Source organism: Acuticoccus sp. MNP-M23 (assembly GCF_031195445.1).
Lineage (GTDB): Bacteria > Pseudomonadota > Alphaproteobacteria > Rhizobiales > Amorphaceae > Acuticoccus.
Genome location: NZ_CP133480.1, coordinates 4,460,393 through 4,474,670 on the forward strand (window position 1 = coordinate 4,460,393; position 14,278 = coordinate 4,474,670).

The following is a 14,278-nucleotide window of genomic DNA, read 5'->3' on the forward strand; positions in this document are numbered from 1 at the left end:
CAGTGCATCACGTCCAGCACCCGAAAAATCACCGGTTCGTCAGAATTTGCTGGTATACTGGGTGGTTACAAGGTCGTACGAACGGCCGCTTGGGATAAGACTTGCACACGGCAAGAGCCAATATTTGAAGACGGACGACATTCGATGATTCTCCGGCGCCTGCGCATCATTGCAATTGCCGTCGCGCTTGCGCTTGTGGGCGCCATCCTGCCGCTTGCCGCAATGTCCTACGTTTCGTGGCGCACTGCCGTCTCCGCAGCCCAGGAAACCATGAGCGAATTTGCCAGCGAGCTGCTGGAGCGGGCTGAACGGACCATCGACGGGTTGGACGCGGCTCTCGTCAGCCTCAACGATTTTACCGGAGAGGCCTGTTCGGACGGCCACATCGGTTTGATGCGCCATCTGACCGCACGCACCCTGCCCATCTATCAGCTCTATTTTTTCGAGAACGATACGATCCGCTGCACCCCGTGGAACAGGACGTTCGAGACCCTCAACCTGGGCGAGCCTGACTTCGTGACCGATGCAGGCCTTGAGATTTTCCGCACACCGCCCGGTGTCGACGGTCCGGACACCGAGGCAGCGGACCCGATGCTGATGGTCCGCTCGGGCAACTATGTCGCCGAGCTGGACCCGGACCAATTCGTCGATTTCATCGGCACGCGCTCGACCATTCTCATGCTGGGCACCACGGACGGCACGCTGCTCAGCCTCCGGGGCGCGGTCGACGCAGCGCCGGTGAAGGCCCTCACCACCGCACCGGACGTTGGCGTGGCGAAGGGCTACATCTACGGGTCGGCCCGCAAGGCGCGCCTGGCAGCGCTCGCGGCCAAGCCGCTTGCCAGCATTCACGCCGCCGTGCGCCGCGAACAGGTCCAGCTCCTGCCGTGGGGGGCCTTCATTGCGCTGTTTGTCATGGGCCTCACAATCTGGGTCCTGCGGCGGCACCTGTCCCCCAGCGCCGAAATGCTGAGCGCCATCCGCAAGGGAGAGCTGACGGTCCACTACCAGCCGCTCGTCGACATGAAGAGCGGCCGCTGCATAGGCGCAGAAGCCTTGGTGCGCTGGCACCGCCAGGACGGCCGGACGATCGCGCCCGACGTGTTCATCCCCTTCGCCGAGGCGCACGGCGTGATATCGGCCGTCACCGATTCGGTGATCGCCAGCGTGGTGCGGGAGTTGAAACGCTTCCTGCGCGACCGGCGCGACCTGCACATCGCCATCAATCTTGGCGCCCGCGACATTGAAGGCGGACGCGTCCTGCGCGTTCTCGAAAAGGCGCTGCACCGCAGCGGTATCGAGAACCAGCAGATCTGGCTCGAAGTCACCGAGCGCGCCTTCCTCGACGCCGAAGTGGCGAAGGCCGGACTGGACGACGCCCGCAACCGCCAGCACACCATTGCCATCGACGATTTCGGCACGGGCTACTCCAGCCTGTCCCACCTTCAGAACCTGCCGCTGGACGTCCTGAAGATCGACAAGTCGTTCGTCGACACCATCGGCTCGGACTCGGTGACCAGCCTGGTGACGCCGCACATCATCGCGCTTGCCAAAACGCTGAAGCTGCGCATCGTCGCCGAAGGGATCAGCACAGAGGAACAGGCGGCCTACCTGCGCGATGAAGGCGTGGATTATGGCCAAGGATACCTTTACGCAAAGCCGATGCCGGCGCGCGATTTCATCGCCTTCGTCACCGCCAGCGACAAGGCACTGCGCACCGGCTGAAGCGCGCCAGCGACCGCGGCCTGAGGGGGCCGGCAGCTGACACCGCCGGCCCGTCCCATTCAGCTCCGGTCTGGCGTCACCGGCAGGTAAAGCTCACCGGCTTCGCGGAATTTCTCCGCCATCGCCGCAAGCCCCTCCTTCTGCGCTTCGGCGCGGATATCGTGGCTGATGCGCATGGAGCAGAATTTCGGCCCGCACATGGAGCAGAAGTGCGCCACCTTGTGCGCCTCCTTGGGCAGCGTCTCGTCATGGAATTTCTGCGCCGTTTCGGGGTCCAGCGAGAGGTTGAACTGGTCCTCCCAGCGGAACTCGAACCGCGCGCGGCTGAGGGCGTCGTCGCGGGCCTGCGCTGCCGGATGCCCCTTGGCAAGATCGGCCGCATGGGCGGCAATCTTGTAGGTGATCACGCCGGTCTTCACATCGTCCCGGTCCGGCAGGCCGAGGTGCTCCTTGGGCGTGACGTAACAAAGCATCGCGGTGCCGAACCAGCCGATCATCGCCGCGCCAATGCCGGAGGTGATGTGGTCGTAGCCCGGCGCAATGTCCGTCGTCAGCGGCCCCAGCGTGTAGAACGGCGCCTCGCCGCAAACGGCAAGCTGCTTGTCCATGTTGGCCTTGATCTTGTGCATCGGAACGTGGCCCGGCCCCTCGATCATCACCTGGCAGTCCTTGGCCCAGGCAATCTCGGTCAGCTCCCCCAGCGTCTCCAGCTCGGCAAATTGCGCCGCGTCGTTGGCGTCGGCGATGGAGCCCGGACGCAGCCCGTCGCCCAGCGAGAACGACACGTCGTAGGCACGGCAGATGTCGCAGATCTCGTCAAAATGCTCGTACAGAAAACTCTCGCGGTGATGGTGGAGGCACCACTTGGCCATGATCGACCCGCCGCGCGAGACAATGCCGGTGACCCTGTCCACGGTGAGCGGGATCATGTGAAGCCGCACCCCCGAGTGGATGGTGAAATAATCCACCCCCTGCTCGGCCTGCTCGATCAGCGTGTCGCGGTAGATTTCCCACGTGAGGTCCTCTGCAACGCCGCCGACTTTCTCCAGCGCCTGGTAGAGCGGCACCGTGCCGATGGGCACCGGCGCGTTGCGGATGATCCAGTCGCGAATGTTGTGGATATTGCGGCCGGTGGAGAGGTCCATCACCGTATCCGCGCCCCAGCGGATCGCCCAGACCATCTTCTCCACCTCCTCGCTCATGGACGAGGTGACGGCGGAGTTGCCGATGTTGGCGTTGATCTTCACCAGAAAATTGCGGCCGATGATCATCGGCTCGGCTTCCGGATGATTGATGTTGGCGGGGATGATCGCCCTGCCCCGCGCCACTTCCTCGCGGACGAACTCGGGCGTCACGTGGTCCGGAATTGCGGCGCCGAAATCCTCGCCATCGCGCGTGGCGGCGGCGGCAGCGTCACGGCCGATGTTTTCGCGGATCGCCACGAACTCCATTTCAGGCGTGATGATGCCGGCCCGTGCGTAGGCAAGCTGCGTCACTGCCGTGCCGTCCTTGGCACGACGCGGCCGGTGCCGGGCGGGAAACGGCGGGGTCAGCCGTTCGGCGGAGACGAAGCCGTTGTCCGCCGCCTCGACGGCGCGTCCATCATAGGCCTCGGTATCGCCTCTGGCGTCCACCCAGGGCGCGCGAATGCGGGCAAGTCCGGCGTTCACCGCAACGGCCGTCTTGCCGTCCGTATAGGGTCCGGAGGAATCGTAGACGGCGACCGGCGGTTCCCCGGCGGTGGGATGCACGGCAATTTCGCGCATGGGCACGCGGATGTCCGGATGAAGGATGCCCTGCGCATGGATTTTGCGCGAGGCGGGCAACGGACCTGTGGTGACGGTCTTTGCAAAAGCGTCCAAATGAGCCTCCCTGCTCAAGCAATGGAGACCCAGTTCGGCGGGTAAAAACGGCAGGAGGCTTCGGCGTGAAGGCGGGCCACCGCCTAACGGATCGGCCCTGTCGAAGCGCGCACCATCCCTACGCCAGTATGAACTGGATCAGGTTCATCGGGTCACTGCGCTACGCGGGCCTTGGCACCGCACCAGCAGAATCTCAGCCCCTTGTCGGGACCCCCCAGGTGAGCGTCGATGATCGCCGTTGTGCCCCGGCCCTGTCAATTGTCCGAATGAAAGATCGCCGGGTCAGCCCCTGCGCTCTTGGGCATTCATCTTGCGGAGCGCGCCCTTGCAGCGCTCCGAGCAGGTTTTCACGTTGTCCCAGTCGCGCGCCCATTTGCGCCGCCAGGCGAACGGCCTGCCGCAAGCGGCGCAGACCTTCTGCGGCAGGTTGCTCTTGGTGTAGCGCTTGTCCGTCACAGGCTGTCCAGAAAGGCGGCTGCGCTCTGCGTGATCCGCTCCTGCTCGTCCCCGTCAAACCTGTCATAGGTCCGCACCATCTGCTTCATGCGGGGGTTGTTGCCGATCCTGTTCCGGTTGCGGGATACGAAACCCCAGTAAAGCGCGTTGAACGGGCAGGCCTCCGGCCCGGTGCGCTGCTTCACGTCGTACCGGCAGTTTCCGCAATAGTCGGACATGCGGTTGATGTAGGCCCCGCTCGCCGCGTAGGGCTTGGACGCCAAGAGCCCGCCATCGGCAAACTGGCTCATCCCGATGGTGTTGGGCATCTCCACCCACTCATAGGCATCGGCGTAGACGCACAGGTACCACTCGTGCACCTCTGCCGGGTCGACCCCCGCCAGCATTGCGAAGTTGCCGGTCACCATCAGCCGCTGGATGTGGTGCGCGTAGGCCAGCTCCTTTGTCTGCGTGATCGCTTCGCGCAGGCACATCATGTCGGTCTCTGCGGTCCAGTAGAAGTCCGGCAGCGGGCGCTTGTGGCCGAAGAAATTGCTGGCCTCGTAGCCGGGCATCTTCAGCCAGTAGATCCCGCGGACATATTCGCGCCAGCCGATGATCTGGCGAATGAAGCCCTCTGCGGCGTTGAGCGGCACGTCCCCCGCCCGCCAGGCGTCCTCCACCGCCGCGCACACCTTAAGCGGATCAAGAAGCCCGGCATTGATGTAGAGCGCGATGACGGAATGGTAGAGGAACGGCTCGCCGGCGAGCATTGCGTCCTGATAGTCCCCGAACCTTGGTAGCGCCTTGTCGACGAACGCTGCGAATGCGTCCTCGGCGTCCCCCCGCGTCACGGCGAAGGTGAATGGCGCGAGGTCGCCGAAATGATTGTCGAACCGGTCGGCAACCAGCGCCAGGACACCCTGCGTGGTTTCGTCCGGCGCAATCTCGTTCGGGCGGGGCATGAAAAGATCGGTCTTTGCGGGCTTTCTGTTGTCGTGGTCGAAATTCCACTTGCCGCCGGCAGGTTCGCTCCCGTCCATCAGAAGCCCGGTCTTCTTGCGCATCTCGCGATAAAAATACTCCATGCGGAGCTGCTTGCGCCCGTCCGCCCACGCGGCGAAGGCCTCGATCGACGACAGAAACCGATCGTCCGGAAGGATATCGACGGGCACGCAAAAGCGCTCCTCCCACCCCTTTATCATCGCCGCGACGCGCCACTCGCCAGCCTCGGTGACGACAATCCGCTCCGGCCCGCGCGCTGCCACCGCCCGCTCAACCTCGCCGGTGAAGCTGCCGGTGTTGCCGTCTGCATCAAGCGTGACGTAATCGACCTGCCAGCCAGCCTCGCGCAGCTCGGCTGCAAAGTGGCGCATGGCGGAAAACAGGAATGCAATCTTCTTCTTGTGGTGGCGCACGTAGGTGGCTTCGTCGTGCACTTCGGCCATCAGCACGCGGTCGCGCGCCGGATCGCCCGCAGCAATGCTGGACAGCCCGCGCGTGAGCTGATCGCCCAGAACGAGAATGAGGTTTCGCACGCCGGTCATCGAGCAAGGGCTCCCCGCCGGCCGGGGTTGCTGGCAAACGCTGAATTCATGCCGGGACATTTGCCCGGCAGCGACGCGCCGCCAAGAGCGCTGGCCTGTGACGTGAGATCGCGCCGCCCCGTCCGGCAGCGCGTCTCTGTCAGCCTGTCGCAGTCAGGCGGTCATTCCCACTCGATGGTGCCGGGCGGCTTCGACGTCACGTCGTAGACTACGCGGTTGACGCCGCGAACCTGGTTGACGATGCGGCTTGCGACGCGGGAGAGGAACATCGGGTCGAACGGGTAGACGTCGGCGGTCATCCCGTCGGTGGAGGTGACGGCGCGCAGCGCGAGGACGTGCTCGTAAGTGCGCGCGTCGCCCATCACGCCAACGGTCTTTACAGGCAGCAGGACGGCAAAGGCCTGCCAGATCTTGTCGTAAAGGCCGGCCGCGCGGATTTCCTCGATATAGATGGCGTCGGCGCGGCGCAGGATGTCGAGGCCCTCGCCGGTGATCTCGCCGGGACAGCGGATCGCAAGGCCGGGTCCGGGGAACGGGTGGCGGCCGACGAATGTCTCGCCAAGGCCGAGCTCGCGGCCAAGCGCGCGCACCTCGTCCTTGAAGAGAAGCCGCAGCGGCTCCACCAGCTTGAGGCCCATGCGCTCCGGCAGGCCGCCGACATTGTGGTGCGACTTGATGGTGACGGAGGGGCCGCCGGTGGCAGAAACGCTCTCGATCACGTCCGGGTAGAGCGTGCCCTGTGCAAGGAAATCGCCGCCAACGGCCTTGGCTTCCTTCTCGAACACCTCGACGAACACGCGGCCGATGACCTTGCGCTTCTGCTCGGGGTCGGTGACGCCGGCAAGCTCGGAGAGGAAGGCGTCCGAAGCGTCGACCTTGTTGAACACCACATCGTTGCGGCCGGCGAACATCGCCTCCACTTCCGCCGCCTCGTTCTGGCGCAAAAGGCCGTGGTCGACGAAAATGCAGGTGAGCTGGTCGCCGATCGCCTCGGCAATCAGAACAGCGGTGACGGTCGAATCGACGCCGCCCGAAAGCCCGCAGATCACCTTGCCGTCGCCCACCTGTGCGCGGATGCGGGCCACCGCCTCCTCACGGAAGGCGGCCATGGTCCAGTCGCCGGTGGCGCCTGCGATCCGGCGCACGAAATTCTCGATGAGGCGCGCACCGTCGGGGGTGTGGACCACCTCGGGGTGGAACATCAGGCCGTAGGCGCGGCGCTCCTCGTTGGCAATCAGCGCAAACGGCGCGCCGGGGGAGCGGGCGATCACCTCGAACCCGGGGGCCGGCTCGACCACGCGGTCGCCGTGGCTCATCCACACGGTGTGGCTCTCGCCGGGGGACCAGATGCCCTCGATCAAGGGGCTCTTACCGACCACCTCGATTTCGGCGCGGCCGAACTCGCGGTGGTCGTCGGCCTCGGCGCGGCCGCCCATCTGGGTGGTCATCGTCATCTGGCCGTAGCAGATGCCGAGGATCGGCACGTCCGCGTCAACGATTTCCTGCGGTGCGCGGGGGCTGCCTTCGGCGTGGGTGGAGCCCGGACCGCCGGAGAAGATCACGCCGGCCGGCTGGTGCTCGCGGAACGCGGCGGCGGCTTCGGAGAACGGGGCGATGACGGAGAAGACGCCCGCCTCCCGAACGCGCCGCGCGATGAGCTGCGTCACCTGGCTTCCGAAATCGACGATCAGGATGGTGTCGTGGCTCATCGGTTTCCCTTGGGCGTGTTGGTGCTGGCGCGGATCAATCGGTCATCCGTTCGAGGACTGCGAGAAAGAAGCCGTCGGTGTTGGTGGCGGCGGGGGTCATGGTGAGGCTCATGCCGTCGGCGCTCCACGGCTTGGGGCCGCCGACGCCGAAGAGGTCTTCCCACGCCTCGCCGGCGGAAACCGGGGCAAACTCGGGCGAATGCTCCAGGAAGCTGTCGATGGCGCCTTCGTTCTCCTGCGGCAGCATCGAGCACGTGACGTAGACGATGTAGCCGCCCGGCCGCACGAAGCTGCGGGCGCGCTCCAGGACTTCGGCCTGGTCTTCCATCCGCCGCTCCAGCGTTTGCTCAGAGAGCCGCCACTTGGTCTCGGGCCGGCGCCGCCATGTGCCGCTGCCGGAGCATGGCGCGTCGATCAAAACGCGGTCCATCTTGCCTTCCAGCGCCGAAAGGTCGTCCCGCGCGCCGTGGATCTGGACGTTGCGCGCCCCTGCCCGCTTCACCCGCTCGAAAATGGGGGCGAGCTGGCCGGCGTCGGCGTCGGTGGCGTGGATCTGGCCGCGGTTTTCCATGTGAGCGGCCAAGGCCAGCGTCTTGCCGCCAGCGCCTGCGCACAGGTCGAGCACCTGGTCGCCGGGTTGCGCGTAGACCAGAAGCGCCGCGGCTTGCGAGCCCTCGTCCTGCACCTCAACATGGCCGCGCTGGAAAATCTCCTCGCGCTGGATGTTGGGGGCCCGCTCCCAGCCCGCGCGGGCCGGAAGGCGCACGGCGACGGGGCTGATCCGGCCCGCCGTGGCGCCAAAGCGCTTGAGCTGGTGGAGCACCTTTTCGCGGTCAGCCTTCAGCGTGTTGACGCGAAGGTCGAGCGGCGCGCGTGCGGCGAGCGCCGCGGCCTCGTCCGGCCACTCCTCGGCGAAGTTTTCTTCGAACGGGCCTGCGAGCCAGTCGGGAATGTCCACCTGTACCGGGGTGGGGGCTGTGGACAGGCGGTCCTCGGCGAGCGCTGCGGCCTCAGCCCCGGTGGGTGCGCCGAAGCCGAAGCCCTCGGCGCCGAGGGTGGCGAGGTCGTCCGGGCCGACGCCCCAGCGAAAGCGCAGGGTGCCGAGCACCACGCCGCGGGGCGTGTCATTGTCGGCGCGCCACGCCGAGGAGCGTTTCCAGCGCACCGCGTCATAGACGAGGTTGGCGATGGCCGCGCGGTCGCCGGAGCCGGCAAAGCGGTGCGACAGGCCCCAGTCCTTGATGGCGTCGGCGACCGGGCGCTCCCGGCGGCTGAGCTCCTCCAGCACTTCGATTGCGGCCTGAATGCGCCCTGGTGTCCGCACCGCTCAGCCTCCCACGACGACGTTGTGCATGACCCGGCCGGGCATCAGCGTGAATGCCCCCGCCACCACCAGCGCACCCAGATAAATCAGCGTCATCGCCCGGCTGTGCCGCCCGATGTTGCCGCTGCGTGCGGCAAGCACGGCGCGCACCAACAGCGCCAGCGTCGCAATCGACAGAAGGTGGATCGGGCTCCACTGCCCCCAGATTTGCAGCGTGTGAATGAAGAGGCCGGTCACCGCGACATAGGCGAGCCCGACCACGAAAACCCAACCCAGCACCCGGTGCCGCAGCGTACCCTTCGGCAGCGCGAACTGCGCAATGCCGATCACCGTCCCCGCCATCGCGGCAAAGGCATGGGAGGGGATCGGCGGGACGGCAGCAAGGAGCGGCGCAAGATTCATGGATCAGCGGCCGGACGGATAGTTGGGGCTTTCGCGCACGATGGCGACATCGTGGACGTGGCTTTCCGTCAATCCGGCATTGGTGATGCGCACGAAGCGGGCCTTGTCGCGCAGCTCGGCAAGGTCGGCAGCGCCCACATAGCCCATGGCGGAGCGGAGGCCGCCGACGAGCTGGTGGAGCACGGTGGCGACCGGGCCGCGGAACGGCACCTGCCCCTCGATGCCCTCGGGCACCAGCTTCAGGCTGTCGCTGACTTCGGCCTGGAAGTAGCGGTCGGCCGAGCCGCGCGCCATGGCGCCGATGGAGCCCATGCCGCGGTAGGATTTGAAGCTGCGGCCCTGGTGGAGGTAGACCTCGCCCGGCGCCTCGGTGGTGCCGCCCAAAAGCGAGCCGACCATGGCGCAGGACGCACCGGCAGCCAGCGCCTTGGCAAGGTCGCCGGAAAACTTGATGCCGCCGTCCGCAATCACCGGAATGTCGGGGCCGGAGGCGGCTGCGGCGGCTTCCATCACGGCGGTGAGCTGCGGCATGCCGACGCCCGCCACAACGCGCGTGGTGCAGATGGAGCCGGGGCCGATGCCCACCTTCACGGCGTCCGCGCCTGCGTCGATCAGCGCCTTGGTGCCGTCGCGGGTGGCAACGTTGCCGGCGAGGATCTGGGTGGAGTTGGAGAGAAGCTTCACCCGGCGCACGGTTTCCAGCACCAGCGAAGAGTGGCCGTGCGCGGTGTCGATCACCACAAGGTCGACGCCGGCGTCGATCAGCGCCTCGGCGCGCTCGATGCCCTTGTCGCCAACGGTGGAGGCGGCGCCGACGCGCAGGCGGCCGCGCCCGTCCTTCACCGCGTTGGGGTAGGCCCGCGCCTTTTCCATGTCCTTCACGGTGACAAGGCCGGTGCAGTTGCCGGCGTCGTCCACCACCAGGAGCTTCTCGATGCGGTGCTGGTGGAGGAGCCGCTTGGCCTCCTCCTGGCCAACGCCGTCACGCACGGTGACAAGGTTTTCCGCCGTCATCAGCTCGCGAACCGGGGTGCGCGGGTCGGAGGCAAAGCGCACGTCGCGGTGGGTGAGGATGCCGACGAGACGGCCCTTCACCTGGCCGCCCATGCCGCCATTCTCGACAACCGGAATGCCGGAGATGCCGAAGCGGTCCATCAGCGCCAGCGCATCGGCGAGGGTCGCCTCGGGGCCGATCACCACCGGGTCGACGATCATCCCGCTTTCGTATTTCTTCACGCGGCGCACCGCAGCGGCCTGCTCTTCGGGCGTCATGTTGCGGTGCATCACGCCGATGCCGCCGGCCTGCGCCATGGCGATCGCAAGCTCAGGCTCGGTCACGGTGTCCATGGCTGCGGACAGGATCGGGATGTTGAGCGCCAGCTCGCGGGTGACGAAGGTGCGCACGTCGGTCGCGTTGGGCAGGACGCTGGAGGGGCCTGGGGCGAGCAGAACGTCGTCGAACGTCAGTGCCTCACCGCTCTCTAGGGTAATGAATTCAGCCACGGTGAGACCTCCCATTTGCGCCCGGCATCAGCCGGGGGCCCGCCGGCGCCCGGCATCGCGCGGGCAGCGGCGTTACGGTCCGCGCGGGTTGCGCCATGTATACGGGCGACCGCTGCCGTTTCAATGGAGCGCGTGTCAATCGTGCTATGCATTTCGCCATTGCACACAGCCGTTCACGTGCGGGGCGCTGTTTGCGGCGGGTCAAACCATGCCATACAGTTGGGGCACCCGCCCAATCCAGAGCCTGCCTTGACCCGTCCGCAATTGACCGCGCTCATCATCGCTTCGGCGCTGCTGATGGAAAACGTCGATTCGACCGTCATCGCCACGGCCCTTCCGACCATCGCGGCAGACATCGGCACCGATCCGATACGCCTCAAGCTTGCCATCACCGCCTACCTTCTCAGCCTTGCCACGTTCATTCCGATTTCGGGGTGGGCGGCGGACCGGCTGGGCGGACGGCTGGTGTTCCGCTGCGCCATAGTGGTGTTCATGCTGGGGTCGATCCTGTGCTCGATGGCCGGCTCGCTGCCCGAATTCGTGATCGCGCGGATCATCCAGGGCGCTGGCGGGGCGATGATGACGCCCGTCGGCCGCCTCGTGCTTTTGCGCACAACGCCCAAGTCCGAGCTTTTGTCGGCCATGGCGTGGCTGACCGTGCCAGCGTTGATGGGACCGTTGTTCGGGCCGCCGCTGGGCGGTTTCATCGCCACCTATTTTGACTGGCGGTGGATCTTCTGGATCAACATTCCGGTCGGAATTGCCGGGATCATCCTCATCTCGATCTTCATCGACGATGTGAAGAGCCTTGACCGCAGGCCGCTCGACCTTGTGGGCTTTGCCCTCTCCGGCATCGGGCTGTCCGGTCTGGTCTTCGGCCTTTCGGTGCTGGGGCAGAACATGCTGCCCCTTCCCATCACCCTTGCGATGATCGGCACCGGCGCCATCTCGACGGCGCTCTACCTTGCGCATGCCCGCAAGGTGGCGGCGCCTCTGCTGGACCTCACGCTGTTCCGCCTGCCGACATTTTATTGCAGCGCCGTCGGCGGATCGCTGTTTCGCATCGGCATCGGGTCGATCCCGTTCCTTCTGCCGCTGATGCTGCAGATCGGGCTCGGCCTGTCCGCCTTCCAGGCAGGCGGGCTCACCTTCTTCTCCGCTGCCGGTGCATTGTTGATGAAGTTCACCGCAAAGCCGCTGGTCTATCGCTTCGGCTTTCGCAGCGTGCTCATCTGGAACGGGCTGATTTCCAGCGCGGCGCTTCTTGCCATGGCACTGTTTGCCTACAACGTGCCGGCCATCCTGATGGTGTCGGTGCTGTTGGTGGGCGGGTTCTTCCGTTCGCTCCAGTTCACCTGCCTCAACTCCATGGCCTACGCCGAGGTGGAGCAGGAACGGATGAGTCTGGCCACCAGCCTCTTCAGCGTGGCGCAGCAGGTGTCGCTGGCCGCCGGGGTGGCGATCGGCGCGGCCGTGATCGAGTTTCAGCGCGCCATGCGGGACGGCCACGAGATTCTGGTGACCGACTTTGTGTCCGCCTTCGCCACGGTCGCGCTGATTTCGCTGTGCTCGGTGATCTTCTACCTTCGCCTCCCCGCCGATGCGGCGGCGGAGATGGCGCAGAAGCCTCAGGTGCCGCCGCGAAAGCCCGTCGCCAGCATGTAGGTTTCGGGCGATTTGGGCCGCGAGGACGGCGGCTTGACGTGCCGCACGATCGCAAAGTCCCGGCGCATGGCGGCCAGAAGGTCCGCCTCCGCCCCGCCCTGAAACACCTTGGCAAGGAACGATCCGCCGGGCGCCAGCGTCTGACGCGCAAAATCGTGCGCCAGCTCCACAAGGTGCACCACGCGCAGGTGGTCGGTCGCGCGGTGGCCGATGGTTTCGGGCGCAAGGTCGCTCAGCATCACGTTGGGGCGGCGACCGCCCAGCGCGTCGATCAGCATCTGGGGCGCTTCGTCTGCGGTGAAATCCTGGTGGAGAATTTTCACGCCGGTCATCGGGTCCATCGGCAGGATGTCGATGGCCACCACAGGCAACATCGCGGTGGCATTGCAGCGCTGGACCGCCACCTGGCACCAGCCGCCGGGCGCCGCGCCAAGATCGACCACGGTCTGCCCGCGCTTGAGGATGTTGTAGCGCTCGTCGATCTCGATCAGCTTGTAGGCCGCGCGCGAGCGGTAGCCATCCGCCTTCGCGCGCTGCACGTAGGGGTCGTTCAGCTGGCGCTGGATCCACAAGGTGGACGAGAGCTTGCGCCCCTTCGCGGTTTTGACGCGGGTGTGCATCTGGCGGGGGTTTGCACCCGTGCCCGAGCCTTTGCCGCCGGCGCCGCTCTTGGCGCCGCCGGTCTTGCCTTTTCCACTTGCCATAAGATCAGGCGTGGATCGGAACGCGGTTGGCGCTCCGCCGCTGCCGGCGGCTGCGCTGCGCGGCCAGCCGGTCGCGCTCGATCAGTTCCATCAACATTCCTTCGCGCAGGCCACGGTCGGCCACACGCAGTCGCTCGCAGGGCCAACGCCGGCGAATCGCTTCGAAAATGGCGCAGCCGGCGAGGACGAGATCCGCACGGTCGGCACCGATACAGGGATTGGCCACCCTGTCGTCGAACGACATGCCCAACAGTTGCGCTATGAGCGTGTCGACCTGCCGGTTGTCAAGCCACGTTCCGTCCACCTGCCGCCGGTCGTAGCGCTTGAGGCCCAGAAACAGCCCCGCCAGCGTGGTGACGGTGCCCGACGTGCCGAGGAGATGCACCCCGCCCCGCGAAACCGCCTCGGAGAGGACGCCGCGGCTGTCGATCTTGGCGAGGAGGCCGAGCACGTCGTCCACCATGGCGGCGAACTTCTTCTCGTCCACGTCCTTGCCGCCATGCCGTTCGGCCAGCGAGACAACCCCGATGGGCAGCGATGTCCATGCGCGGATGCAGTGGACAAGGCCCGTGCCGCGCAGATTGTACCGGCTCCTGAGGTCGAGCCACACGATTTCGGAGGAACCGCCACCGATGTCGAACAGCAGCACGCCTTCCGCGTCGTCGTCCACCAGCGGGGCGCAACCGGCGACGGCGAGGCGCGCCTCTGTCTGCCGGTCGACCACCTCAAGGTCGAGGCCGGTCTCGTCCAGCACGCGGCTGGTGAAACGCTCGCAATTGGCCGCAGCGCGGCAGGCTTCGGTGGCGATGGTGCGGGCGTGGGCAACGCCGGAATTGGCAAGTTTGGACGCGCAGATCTGGAGGGCCCCGATGGCGCGGTCCATCGCCTCTTCGGACAGGGCGCCTTCCTGGGAAAGGTGCTCGCCCAGCCGCACGATGCGCGAAAACCCGTCCACCACGCGAAAGCCGCCGCGGCGTGCCTCCGCGATCAGCAGGCGGCAATTGTTGGTGCCAAGGTCGAGCGCGGCATAGCGGCGGGCGGTGGCAGGGCGCGCCTCGCTGGCGACAGGGTAAGGGCGGCGGGCCCGGCGCGTATCTTCGCCCACGGATCGTGCCATCGCTTCTGCGGGCATGCAGCGCGGCTCTCGCTCCGTATTGCTCAGGACGTCCATGCGTCGCCTCCCTAACTCGCGATGACCCTCGTCTTCTCTCCTGCTCTCGGCGATGCAGCATTTCTGCTGCGCACCGAGCGTCTCCAAACCGTTTGGCACCATCGGGCTGCCATTGGTTTGCCGTCGTCAGATCCAAACATAACAAGATCGAGGCCAAGTTCAAATTTTCGACCGGCCGCAGCGACAAATCTGTCATGCGTGTCACCGCGGGGCCACGACGCGCCAAACACC

General features: G+C 66.3%; 11 protein-coding genes and 1 riboswitch. Of the genes, 2 read left to right on the forward strand and 9 right to left on the reverse strand.

Translation table 11 applies throughout. The features are described from left to right. Positions 1-144: 144 nt before the first annotated feature. The gene (locus RDV64_RS20550; RefSeq protein ID WP_309196828.1) at positions 145-1,725 is read left to right on the forward strand and encodes an EAL domain-containing protein; all 1,581 of its coding nucleotides are present in this window, start codon (positions 145-147) and stop codon (positions 1,723-1,725) included. Between the two features lie 59 nt (positions 1,726-1,784). Here the strand turns inward: RDV64_RS20550 and thiC are convergent, their stop codons facing one another. The 7 genes from thiC to guaB form a co-directional block, all read right to left on the reverse strand. Further along, positions 1,785-3,587: a phosphomethylpyrimidine synthase ThiC gene (thiC, locus tag RDV64_RS20555; protein WP_309196829.1), complete on the reverse strand. Its 1,803-nt coding sequence runs from the start codon at positions 3,585-3,587 to the stop codon at positions 1,785-1,787. Positions 3,588-3,684: 97 nt separating this feature from the next. Further along, positions 3,685-3,814, reverse strand: a riboswitch (TPP riboswitch). A 55-nt stretch (positions 3,815-3,869) separates the two neighbouring features. Then, positions 3,870-4,043, reverse strand: a complete 174-nt coding sequence (locus RDV64_RS20560; protein ID WP_309196830.1) for a DUF2256 domain-containing protein — start codon at positions 4,041-4,043, stop codon at positions 3,870-3,872. Beyond that, positions 4,040-5,569, reverse strand: a complete 1,530-nt coding sequence (locus tag RDV64_RS20565) for a cryptochrome/photolyase family protein (protein ID WP_309196831.1) — start codon at positions 5,567-5,569, stop codon at positions 4,040-4,042. The genes RDV64_RS20560 and RDV64_RS20565 overlap by 4 nt, the downstream gene beginning before the upstream one ends. A gap of 161 nt (positions 5,570-5,730) precedes the next feature. Beyond that, the gene (gene guaA, locus RDV64_RS20570) at positions 5,731-7,278 is read right to left on the reverse strand and encodes a glutamine-hydrolyzing GMP synthase (protein WP_309196832.1); all 1,548 of its coding nucleotides are present in this window, start codon (positions 7,276-7,278) and stop codon (positions 5,731-5,733) included. A gap of 34 nt (positions 7,279-7,312) precedes the next feature. Then, on the reverse strand, positions 7,313-8,602 hold the full coding sequence (locus RDV64_RS20575) for an RsmB/NOP family class I SAM-dependent RNA methyltransferase (RefSeq protein WP_309196833.1): 1,290 nt from the start codon (positions 8,600-8,602) through the stop codon (positions 7,313-7,315). A 3-nt stretch (positions 8,603-8,605) separates the two neighbouring features. Further along, a complete protein-coding gene (locus tag RDV64_RS20580; RefSeq protein ID WP_309196834.1) occupies positions 8,606-9,004 on the reverse strand; it encodes a DUF2306 domain-containing protein in 399 nt (132 codons plus the stop codon). A gap of 3 nt (positions 9,005-9,007) precedes the next feature. After that, entirely contained in the window at positions 9,008-10,507 is a 1,500-nt protein-coding gene (gene guaB / locus RDV64_RS20585; RefSeq protein WP_309196835.1) for an IMP dehydrogenase, read from the reverse strand. A gap of 249 nt (positions 10,508-10,756) precedes the next feature. Between guaB and RDV64_RS20590 the strand changes: the two genes are divergently transcribed. Then, positions 10,757-12,172, forward strand: a complete 1,416-nt coding sequence (locus RDV64_RS20590; protein WP_309196836.1) for an MFS transporter — start codon at positions 10,757-10,759, stop codon at positions 12,170-12,172. Here RDV64_RS20590 and RDV64_RS20595 read toward each other — a convergent pair. Together RDV64_RS20595 and RDV64_RS20600 are read right to left on the reverse strand one after the other, a co-directional pair. Then, complete coding sequence (locus tag RDV64_RS20595) at positions 12,136-12,876, reverse strand: RlmE family RNA methyltransferase (RefSeq protein ID WP_309196837.1); 741 nt, start codon at positions 12,874-12,876, stop codon at positions 12,136-12,138. The genes RDV64_RS20590 and RDV64_RS20595 overlap by 37 nt on opposite strands. A gap of 4 nt (positions 12,877-12,880) precedes the next feature. Continuing rightward, complete coding sequence (locus RDV64_RS20600) at positions 12,881-14,047, reverse strand: Ppx/GppA phosphatase family protein (RefSeq protein ID WP_309196838.1); 1,167 nt, start codon at positions 14,045-14,047, stop codon at positions 12,881-12,883. Between the last annotated feature and the right edge of the window lie 231 nt (positions 14,048-14,278).